4 protein-coding genes and 1 CRISPR repeat array are annotated in these 7,701 nt (G+C 37.8%); of the genes, 3 read left to right on the top strand and 1 reads right to left on the bottom strand.

Translation table 11 applies throughout. From position 1 onward, the window contains the following. From ACEW8U_RS00120 to ACEW8U_RS00110, 3 genes are all read left to right on the top strand, one after another. A partial coding sequence (locus ACEW8U_RS00120) for a PAS domain-containing protein (RefSeq protein ID WP_373519994.1) occupies positions 1–3,195 on the top strand: 3,195 nt, incomplete at its 5' end. Beyond that, entirely contained in the window at positions 3,192–5,189 is a 1,998-nt protein-coding gene (locus ACEW8U_RS00115) for an ATP-binding protein (protein ID WP_373519993.1), read from the top strand. The genes ACEW8U_RS00120 and ACEW8U_RS00115, both read left to right, overlap by 4 nt. A gap of 85 nt (positions 5,190–5,274) precedes the next feature. Continuing rightward, positions 5,275–5,712, top strand: coding sequence for a response regulator (locus tag ACEW8U_RS00110; RefSeq protein ID WP_373519992.1), 438 nt, complete (start codon positions 5,275–5,277; stop codon positions 5,710–5,712). 14 nt (positions 5,713–5,726) lie between these two features. On the opposite strand, the gene ACEW8U_RS00105 is transcribed toward ACEW8U_RS00110, so the two are convergent. Next, positions 5,727–6,956, bottom strand: a complete 1,230-nt coding sequence (locus ACEW8U_RS00105; RefSeq protein ID WP_373519991.1) for a GAF domain-containing sensor histidine kinase — start codon at positions 6,954–6,956, stop codon at positions 5,727–5,729. A 287-nt stretch (positions 6,957–7,243) separates the two neighbouring features. Beyond that, positions 7,244–7,670: a CRISPR direct-repeat array (repeat unit 47 nt; unit sequence TGTTGTGAATTGCTTTCAAATTGATATCTTCCTAAGGGAATCACAGC). Between the last annotated feature and the right edge of the window lie 31 nt (positions 7,671–7,701).

The raw sequence follows: 7,701 nt of genomic DNA, 5'->3' as shown, positions 1-7,701 counted from the left end.
GAGGACCTGGAGCACAAACTGACCGTGGCCCAGAAAATTGCCAAAGTAGGCTATTGGGAACTGGAATTAGAATCAAGTAGGCTTTTTTGGTCAGATGAGGTATATAATATCTGGGGACTGGAAAAAAGTAAGACCATTTTCGATTTTGAGAATTTTCATAAGAGTATCCATCCCCAAGATTTGAAGGAATTTGATAGGCTAAATGATCAGGCCATCGCTGGAATAACCCCATTGGATTTCAAGCATAGGATTATTACCACAAATGAGGAGGTGAAATGGGTTCATGAAAAAGGAAGACTTTATGTTGAAAATGGTATAAAAACATTTAAAGGAACAGTACAGGATATAACCGAAGAAGAAATACTCAAACAAGGGCTCAAAGACTTGCTAAAAAGGTATCATTTTGTCACCAAAGCCACTTTTGAGGCAATATACGATTGGGATTTGGAATCAAATACTGTGGTCTGGGGAGAGGGTTATCGGAGCATTTTTGGTTATCAACTTGATAAATTGAAGCCTGATTTTTCCACTTGGAAAAACAATGTACACCCTGATGATCTCGAAAGGGTACTCAGTAGTGTGGAAACCTATCTAACAAGTGAAGATGACAATTGGCAAAAAGAATACCGGTTCAGAAAAGCCAGTGGAGAATTTGTATATGTTAACGACAAAAGTTATGCATTAAGAGATGAAAAAGGGAAAGTTTACCGAATGGTCGGAGCCATTCAGGACGTTTCCGAAATTCAAAAGGCACAAGAAGAACTAAGGTCAAGAAGCCAGTTTATTCAAACTACTTTGGATAATATCCCCATTGGTATTGCAGTCAATGAAATCAATTCAGGAACCGCCACTTTGATGAACAAAAAATTCTCTGAGATCTACGGTTGGCCTCAGAAAGAACTGGAAAATGTAGCAGGTTTTTTTGAAAAAGTATATCCTGATCCCAAATACCGGAAAGAGATGGCAGAAAGGATAATGGCTGATGTCAAGAGCGGTGACCCCGACAGGATGAATTGGTCGGGAATAAAAATAACGACGAAGAATGGGCAAGAAAGGATCGTATCTGCAAAAAACATTCCTTTGTATGACCAAAACCTCATGATATCAACCGTCATTGATGAAACGGAAAGGTACCATGTCGAAAAAGAACTGATTAAAAGCAATGAAAGGTTTTTATATGTTTCCAAAGCCGCATCTGATGCCATTTGGGATTGGGACTTGGAATCAGGCAAGATTTATTGGGGACCTGGATACCACACCTTGTTCGGATATCCTTCCGAAATGAACACGGTAGATGAAAGTGTTTGGAAAAAAGCCATTCATCCTGAGGATTTTGAAGAAGTTTATAAAAGTATCATAGAGACCAGATATAATCCGGAAAAAGAAAAATGGACTGGGGAATATCGATTCAGGAAATATGATGGTGATTATACTTATGTCATTGAAAAAACAATCATTCTGAGAAATAATCAGGGCAAACCTACACGTATGGTAGGTGCGATACAGGACATCAGTGACCAAAAGATATTTGAAGAAACACTTTCCCAAGAAAGAAACCTTCTAAGAACCTTAATTGACAATATCCCGGATTATATATTTGTTAAGGATAACCAATTCAGACAAATCATCAATAACAAAGCCAATGTCAAATTATTGGGTGCTAAAACTGAGGAGGAAACCATAGGTAAAACAGTCTATGATTATTTTCCAAAGGAATTGGCTGACCTTTATTATCAGGATGATTTATTTGTGTTACAAAGCAAAAAGCCTATAATCGAAAGGGAAGAACCTATCGTCGATAATGACGGGAATAAAAAATGGCTTTCAACCTCTAAAATACCCCTTTTCAACGCCAAAGGGGAAGGTATGGGACTGGTAGGGATAGCAAGGGATATTACCAATAAAAAAGAGCACGAACAATCACTGATTTTAAAAACCAAGCTGCTGCAAACCATTGCGGATGCGGTCAAAATTTTGCTTTTCAACGAGGATTGGGAATCGGCTATGCAGGAATGTATGGAACTGATGGGCAAAGCCGTAGGTGTTGACAGGGTTTACTTTTTTGAAAATTTCCTGGACCCAAATTCAAAAAAACTATATACCAGAAAGGTATTGGAATGGGTTCAGGAGGGTATTTCTACTCAAATCGAAAACAAGGATTATCAGGCAATCGCTTTGGAAGAGCATCCGGTTTTTTTAGAGTTAGCGTTGAAAAATAAGCCTTTTTCCTTTTTGGCCACCGAGCTTGAAGGGAAGAATAAAAAAATATTGGATGACCAAGGGATCAAATCTATCCTTCAGCTTCCTGTATTTATCAAAGACCATTTTTATGGCTATTTGGGTTTTGATGATTGTACCCAAGAGAGAAGATGGTCTGAGGAGGAAATATCCTTCTTGAGGACCTTAAGTTCCAACCTAGCTGTAGCTATCGAAAGGAATAACCATCTGGATTCCGTGAAAAAACTGAATCAGGAATTACAAAAAAGCAATTTTGAACTCGATATTTCCAATAAAGAGTTGGAACAATTTGCTTATGTTGCCTCACATGACTTGCAGGAACCACTTCGGATGATTACCAGCTTTTTGGGTCAACTTGAAAAAAAATATGCTGAAGTCCTGGATGAAAAAGGTAAACAATATATATTTTTTGCAGTAGATGGGGCTAAACGAATGAAGTCCATTATTTTGGACCTATTGGAGTTTTCGAGGGTAGGCCGAATGGATGATCCTATTTCTCAAGTAGATCTGAACCAATTGATGGCTGAGGTGAAAATTCTTTTGAAATCCCAAATTCTGGAGAACAAGGCTTCGATAATATTTCAACAGCTTCCTGTGATTAATTCCCAACAATCACAACTGAGACAGGTTCTGCAAAACATCATCTCCAATGGCATTAAATACCGCCAAAAAGAAGTAGATCCCATCATAACGATAGAGGTAAAGGAATCCAAAGACCATTGGGAATTTATCATTGAGGATAATGGAATTGGAATTGCACCTGAATACTTTCAAAGGATTTTCATCATTTTCCAGAGACTCCACAACAAAGACGAGTATACAGGTACTGGCATTGGGCTGGCTATTTGCAAAAAAATCATCGAAAATCTCGGCGGTAGCATCTGGGTTAAATCAGAAGAAAATCAAGGTAGTAGGTTTCATTTTATCCTTCCCAAAAAACCAAACCGTATCGCATGAAAAATAAAACATTGAAGTATTTTTATAAAAACCCAATCATAACAGGTCTTTTTGGATTTCTTTTGACTTTTGCACTCACCCAATACGTCACCTACAATGGCTTTCAATTGCACCAATCTTTCGAACAACAAGCAGTCATCGACCAAAAAAATGTTTTGGAAAAGAAAATAGCTTATGGCTTGAGGTACAGCTTTTCGGCTATTAAGACTTTGGCATATCTGGAGGAAAATTTTGGAATCACAGACAATTTTCAGGAAGTGGCAAGGGAAATCCTCGAAAGCAACCAAAACATTGATGCAATCCAATTGTTGGAGGGGGGTACCATAAAATATGTCTATCCATTGGAAGGAAATGAATCCGTCATTGGGTACAATATCCTTGAAGACCCAAGTCGAAAAAGTGAAGCCACAAAGGCCATGGAATCCGGGAATATTTTTTTTGCTGGTCCACTTGAATTGAAACAGGGCGGATTGGGAATAGTTGGAAGATTGCCGATTTTTAAGGAAAACACTTTTTGGGGTTTTGCTGCCGTTGTGGTTCGGTTGGAAACATTCTATAAAATGATTGATTACGAAAATCTAAAAAACAGTGACTTCCATGTGCAATTTTCAAAAAACAATCCTGAATCAGGATTATTAGAAAATTTTTTACCAATTCCACAAGGGGATTACTCAGGATTTAAAAGCAGTTCTGTGCTACCCATAGGAAATTGGAAATTGACAGTCCAATTAAAAAAAAGTAATGCCTTTAATCAAATTGTTTTTCCAATGATTTTAAGGATTGTCTTATCTATAATGATGGGTTTTTTCTTTTGGTACCTTGCCAGTATCCCCGCTATTCTTGAAGCTCAGGTAGCCAAACAATCAAAACAGCTCAACAAAAGTAATGAGAGATTTGAATATGCCACTATGGCTACCTCTGATGCGATATGGGACTGGAATCTAACTAACAACCATGTCTACAGATCGGAAAATTTTGAAAAACTCTTTGGCTATACTGCAAGTGATTTAAATAACAATCATAAATTTTGGGATTCTAAAATTCACCCTAAAGACAAGGAGAGAGTTAATAAAAACCTTCAGGAAACACTCCTAGGAAAAGACAACTATTGGAAACAGGAGTTCCGCCTCCAAAAAAGCAATGGCAATTACTCCTATGTAATCGACAAAGGGATCATCCTAAGAAATGAATCCGGCAAAGCCGTCAGGTTGATAGGCGCAACTCAGGATATTTCTGAAATTAAAGCCAATGAAAAAGCACTCTTCAAGATGAGCGAGGAATTGCTGAAAAGAGCCCGGGAACTGGAATTTTCCAATTCAGAATTGGAACAGTTTGCTTATGTGGCTTCTCATGATCTTCAGGAACCCCTTAGGATGATCACAGGTTTTTTGAATTTGATTGAAAGAAAATACGATCCATTATTGGATGAAAAAGGCAAACAGTACATTCGGTTTTCTGTGGAAGGGGCCGAAAGAATGAAACTTATTATCTTAGACTTACTTGAATATAGCAGGGCAGATCATATCGGTCAAAAAGAGACAGTTGATCTCAATGAAGTTTTGGATGAAATTAAACTATTGGAGAAAAAACTCATTCAAGACCGTAAAGCCGAAATAATCTACCATCACCTCCCAAAGGTGATGACCTCAAGATCTCCTATGAGACAACTTTTTCAGAATATCATTGATAACTCCCTCAAATACAGCATTCCTGAAGTTCCACCAGTCATAGAGATAAAGGCCGAAGACTTGGGCGTTTTTTGGAAATTCAGTATTCAGGACAATGGCATTGGGATTTCCAAAGAGCACCATGAGAAAGTTTTTCAAGTCTTCCATAGGCTTCACAGTAAAGACAAATACAATGGCACAGGAATAGGCATGGCCATCTGCAAAAAAATTGTAGAAAAGCACGGCGGTGAAATCTGGATCGATTCAGAAGAAAATATGGGGACAACTATTTTTTTTACACTGAAAAAAGAATCCGGTAAAGACTAACACTGTTTTCATTGGAATTCAAATTAAAATTTCAATATTAAGGGTTCAGTTTATTACTTTAAGATTATAATTTTTAACAAATCAAATGAACAACATTCATATTTTACTTGTCGAAGACAACGAGGGCGATATAGTCCTTACACTTGAGGCTTTTGAGGAGGCCAAAATCATCAACAAAATCAGCATTGTTCGGAATGGTCAATTGGCAATAGATTTTCTCCTTCAAAAAGGGCAATACGTAGAAGCAGTGATTCCTGATCTTATTTTGATGGATATCAATCTTCCAAGAAAAAATGGTCATGAAGTACTACATTTTATCAAATCAGAAAAAAAATTAAAACACATACCTGTGGTAATGTTGACTACCTCATCTTCAGAAAAAGATGTTTTGGATGCCTATCAGAACTATGCCAGTTGCTTTATTACCAAACCTGTAGATGTAAATGATTTTCTAAAAGTGGTATCAGAAATAGAAAGTTTTTGGGTAAATATTGTAAGATTACCCACTGCCAATAAACCCTGAAACAAATTTTTGTTTTATCCACCGACCGGCAATCTCACCAGAAAAAGGCTATATAGCCCCAATTCAGATTTGATTTTTATTTGACCATGATAGGTGTCTACCAAATGTTTGACCAAAGAAAGTCCCAATCCAAACCCTTTCTCCCCTACTGTACCTTGACTTGAGGTGGTTTTTCCAGATAAAATCTCTTGAATCCTCTCTTTTGAAATTCCCAGTCCATTATCTCTAACTGACACAATCAGCCAATTTTTATCCTCTTTTTCTGCCAACGATAGGTGCACCTCCACATCACCGTATTTGGGTGTGAATTTGATGGCATTGGAAATTAAATTGCCAAGAATCTGCAGAAGCTTATTTTGTGGAAAAGGGATATCCCCGTTTTGGCTTTTGAGGTGGACGGAAAGTGTAACTTCTTTTTGTTTTGCCTGAACAGCATAAAGATCATAAATTTTTTCTTTCAGGGTAAAAAGGTTGTACTCCAATTTCTTGTTGAGTTTGGGCCTGTTTTTCGAATGGAAATTTTGAGTCAGGACATCATCGGCCATTTCGAGTAGTGATTTACCGCTTTTCTTGATCAGCTGAATAAATTCAAGCACCTCTTCCAAGTTGTTATCATCTCCTTGGTCCTGTATAATCTGTGCCAGGCCTATAATCCCCCCTATCGGCCCCCTGATATCATGGGCTACCCTTTTGTGGTCTTCCCTGATTTCAGTCATGCTTTTTTTCAGATCATCCATAGTGCGTAGCATATTCAGTCGGCTGACAATTTCGCTTGCTATGAGTTTTAGCAATTCTTCCTTTTCAGGAGAGATGTTTTTCTTCTCTTTGTCCATTACACAAAGTGCCCCTAGGTTATGACCATTCTCAGTCTTTAAAGGAATCCCCCAATAGTACCTGAGATTGGGTTCATCTTTTACATAGAATTTCTGTTTGAAGCGTTCATCATCGCTGAGATCCATCACTTCATATGGAATATCTCCTAAAATGGTATATTGGCAGACCGAATCTTCCCTGTCCATCTGAATAGGTGGGAAGCCATAACCGGCAACAGACCATTGTGTAAATGAGTCAATCAAGTTGATAAGAGAAATCTCGGTTCCGGCAACTTTGGCTGCCAGTTTTGTGAGGTCCTTGAAATGACTTTCAAGATTGGAATAATCGAGATCATATTCACTCAATTCAATCAATCTTTCGAACTCATTCTTTGGAATGGGCGAGGCAATCAGGGCTTGGGTGCTTAGCATAATGGACAAACGTATTAAACTCAACATCAATTACCTAATCCAATAAAGGATAATTTAATCCCACAAAAAACAAAGCATTTTGGATCTTTCGAATGACAAAAAAGGGATGAGAAAAGGTTATGAAAACTAAATTAATTTTATTGAAATCTGTCTTTTTTTTTGAAAATTTAAATTCTGGCTTGATTCCTTTTTGATAATATGGTTTGGAGATAGTGTGCCGTGCAAAATTGCTTACCATGGATTGTGCCTTCATTCTGGGCCGTGGTTTGTGTCTTCACAAACCACCCTGTTGTGAATTGCTTTCAAATTGATATCTTCCTAAGGGAATCACAGCCAGTCATTACTAATATGTGCTGCTTTGATGGTTGTGAATTGCTTTCAAATTGATATCTTCCTAAGGGAATCACAGCGCGGTTGTCAGGCAATAAGATCTTTGTCATGTTGTGAATTGCTTTCAAATTGATATCTTCCTAAGGGAATCACAGCTAAATATGGTTAACCTATTCACCAAAAGGTGTTGTGAATTGCTTTCAAATTGATATCTTCCTAAGGGAATCACAGCTGAAGAAGTCGGGGGCGAGGGTGATCAGGTGTTGTGAATTGCTTTCAAATTGATATCTTCCTAAGGGAATCACAGCCAGAACAGCATGCAAGGCTTCAGTCTCTGTGTTGTGAATTGCTTTCAAATTGATATCTTCCTAAGGGAATCACAGCTAACGGATGAAATTAAGCAGGTCTACAAAGG

This window comes from Aquiflexum sp., from assembly GCF_041751335.1.
Lineage (GTDB): Bacteria > Bacteroidota > Bacteroidia > Cytophagales > Cyclobacteriaceae > Aquiflexum.
Note: the sequence above shows the minus strand (reverse complement) of the source record. Positions and strands in the feature narration are given on the sequence as shown.

Excerpts from the sequence above, each read along its gene's own strand:
- ACEW8U_RS00115 (WP_373519993.1), top strand. The coding sequence starts at position 3,192 with ATGAAAAATAAAACATTGAAGTATTTTTATAAAAACCCAATCATAACA.
- ACEW8U_RS00110 (WP_373519992.1), top strand. The coding sequence starts at position 5,275 with ATGAACAACATTCATATTTTACTTGTCGAAGACAACGAGGGCGATATA.
- ACEW8U_RS00105 (WP_373519991.1), bottom strand. The coding sequence starts at position 6,956 with ATGCTAAGCACCCAAGCCCTGATTGCCTCGCCCATTCCAAAGAATGAG.